The following is a 3,376-nucleotide window of genomic DNA, read 5'->3' as shown; positions in this document are numbered from 1 at the left end:
CACCACCGCCGCCGGCGCCCGGGGACATCGCCTACGTCGTCTACACGTCCGGCACCACCGGCACTCCCAAAGGCGTTGCGGTCACCCATCACAACGTCACCCAGCTGCTGGAGTCGCTGGACGCCGAGCTGGAGCTCGGCCAGGTATGGACGCTGTGCCACTCGTTGGCGTTCGACTTCTCGGTCTGGGAGATCTTCGGCGCGCTGCTGCACGGGGGGCGGCTGGTGGTGGTGCCGGACGCCGTGGGCCGCTCGCCGGACGAGCTGCACGCCTTGCTGGTTCGCGAACAGGTCGGCGTGTTGAGCCAGACCCCGTCCGCGTTCTACGCGCTGCAAACCGCCGACGCGCTTTCCCCCGAGCTCGCGCACCGACTCAAGCTGCAGACGCTGGTGTTCGGCGGCGAAGCGCTCGAGCCCCGGCGGCTGGGCAAGTGGCTGGACAACCATGCGGGGCGCCCGCGCCTGATCAACATGTACGGCACCACCGAGACCACCGTGCACGCCTCGTTCCGCGAGATCGTCGACCGCGACGTGCACGGCGACGCCAGCCCCATCGGAATTCCCCTGGCGCATCTCGCCTTCTTCGTGCTGGACGACTGGTTACGGCCGGTGCCCGCCGGCGTGGTCGGGGAGTTGTATGTCGCCGGCCGGGGCGTGGCGTGCGGGTATGTGGGCCGGTCCGGGCTGACGGCGTCGCGGTTCGTGGCGTGCCCGTTCGGCGGGTTCGGGGCGCGCATGTATCGCACCGGGGACCTGGTCCGGTGGGGCGCCGACGGGCAGCTGCGCTATCTCGGGCGCGCCGACGACCAGGTCAAGGTCCGCGGGTATCGCATCGAGCTCGGCGAAATCCATGCGGCGCTAACGGGTTTGGCGGGCGTCGAGCAGGCGGCGGTGATCGTCCGCGAGGAGCGGCTGGTGGCGTACGTGACGGGGACGGCCGATCCGGCCGGCGTTCGCGCCGCGCTGGCCGAGCGGTTGCCGGCCTACATGGTGCCCGCCGCGGTGGTCGTCGTGGACGCGATTCCGTTGACGGTCAACGGCAAACTCGACGCCCGCGCCCTGCCGGCGCCCGACTACCACGACGCGGATCGCTACCGCCCCCCGGCAAGCGCAGTCGAGGAGATCCTGGCCGGCATCTACGCCCAGGTCCTCGGCCTCGAGCGCGTCGGCGTCGACGATTCGTTCTTCGACCTGGGCGGCGATTCGCTCGCGGCCATGCGCCTGATCGCCGCCGTCAACACCGGCCTGAACACCCACCTGGGGGTGCGGTCGCTGTTCGAGGCGCCGACGGTTCACCAGTTGGCGCCGCATCTGGGTGCGAACGGGGCCGGGCGCGCGCCGTTGGTGGTGATGCAACGGCCCACGGTGATCCCGCTGTCCTTCGCCCAGTCCCGGTTGTGGTTCCTCGACCAGCTGCAGGGGCCCTCGGCCGTGTACAACATGGCGGCGGCGCTACGGCTGAGCGGGCGCCTGGACGCCGACGCGTTCCGCGCCGCGCTGGGCGACGTGGTGGCCCGGCACGAAAGCCTGCGCACGGTCTTCGTCGCGGCGGAGGGGACACCCCAACAGGTCGTGCTGCCGCCGGAGGACGCCGACGTCGGCTGCGACGTGGTCGACGCCACCGCCTGGTCACCGGGCCGGCTGGAAGAGGCAGTCGAGACCGTGGCGCATTACGCGTTCGATCTTGGCACCGAAATTCCTTTGCGCGCTTGGCTTTTCAATACGGCCCACGCGGAGCACGTGTTGGTGGCGGTGCTGCACCACATCGCCGCCGACGGCCTGTCGCTCGCCCCGCTGGTGCGCGATCTCGGCGTGGCCTACGCCGGCCGGTGCGCCGGCCAAGCCCCGGACTGGGCGCCGCTGGCGGTGCAGTACGCCGATTACACGCTGTGGCAACGCAACCAGTTCGGCGACCTGGGCGACCCGGACAGCCCCATCGCCGGGCAGCTGCGGTTCTGGGAGCACCACCTCGCCGGGATGCCCGAGCGACTGGTGCTGCCGACCGATCGGCCCTACCCGCTGGTGGCCGATCACCGCGGGGCCACCGTGAGCGTGCAGTGGCCGGCCGCGTTGCAGCGGCGGGTCCGCGAGGTGGGGCGGGCGCACAACGCCACCAGCTTCATGGTGGTCCAGGCCGCGCTGGCGGTGCTGTTGTCGACCCTGAGCGGAAGCAGTGAGGTGGCCGTCGGCTTCCCCATCGCCGGCCGGCGCGACCCCGTGCTCGACGACGTGGTGGGCTTCTTCGTCAACACCCTGGTGCTGCGGACGGAACTCGCCGGCGACCCGACGGTCGCGCAGGTGCTGGCGCAGGTCCGCGGCCGCAGCCTGGCCGCCTACGAGCACCAGGACGTGCCCTTCGAGGTGCTGGTGGAGCGGCTCCGCCCCGCCCGCAGCCTGAGCCACCACCCGCTGGTGCAGGTGATGCTGGCCTGGCAGGACAGCGACGCCGCCGAGTTCAGCCTGGGTGACCTGCACGTCGCCCCACTGCCGATCGACACCCACACCGCCCGGATGGACCTGACCTTCTCGCTGGCCGAACACTGGGACGACACCGGCGAACCCGCCGGGATCGGCGGGCAGGTCGAGTTCCGCACCGACGTGTTCGACGCCGACACCATCGAAAGGTTGGTCAACCGCCTGCACCAGGTGTTGGTGGCGATCACCGCCGACCCCGGTCGCCCGTTGTCGTCGATCGACGTCCTCGATGACGACGAGCGCGCCCGCCTCGACGAGTGGGGTAACCGCGCGGTGGCCAACCGGCGGGTGACCTGCCCGTCGATCCTGGAGGTGTTCGCCGCGCAGGTGGATCGCGCGCCGGAGGCGGTCGCCGTCAGCTGCGGGAACCGCTCGCTGACCTATCGCGAACTCGACCGCGCCGCGAACCGATTGGCCCGCCTGCTGGCCGGCCGCGGGGCCCGGGCCGGGGAGTGCGTGGGCCTGCTCATGGACCGCTCGGCCGAGGCGATCGTCGCGATCATGGCGGTGCTCAAGACCGGGGCGGCATACCTGCCCGTCGACCCGGCGCTGCCCGCGGCCCGCATCGAGTTCATCCTCACCGACGCCGCGCCGATCGCCGCGCTGACGACGAACGCCCTGCGGTCGCGGTTGGCCGGCTTCGGGCCGGCGGTGGTCGACATCGACGACCCGGCGCTCGCCGCCCAGCCCGAGGACGCCTTGCCGACGGCCCCGGCGGCCGACGACATCGCCTACCTCATCTACACGTCGGGCACCACCGGCACGCCGAAAGGCGTTGCCATCACTCACCGTAACGTCACGCAACTGTTCGCCCCCCTCGACGCGCCCGTGCGGGCGGCCGGCGTGTGGTCGCAGAGCCATTCGCTGGTGTTCGACGTGTCGGTGTGGGAGATCTTCGGCGC

The 3,376-nt window shown here is 71.7% G+C and carries 1 protein-coding gene; it reads left to right on the top strand.

Annotation, left to right across the window (positions count from 1 at the left end):
* Positions 1-3,376: non-ribosomal peptide synthetase (locus A5680_RS23845; protein ID WP_156675217.1), on the top strand; the 3,376-nt coding region annotated here is incomplete at both ends.

The organism is Mycobacterium sp. E2989 (genome assembly GCF_001667595.1).
GTDB lineage: Bacteria > Actinomycetota > Actinomycetes > Mycobacteriales > Mycobacteriaceae > Mycobacterium.
Note: the sequence above shows the minus strand (reverse complement) of the source record. Positions and strands in the feature narration are given on the sequence as shown.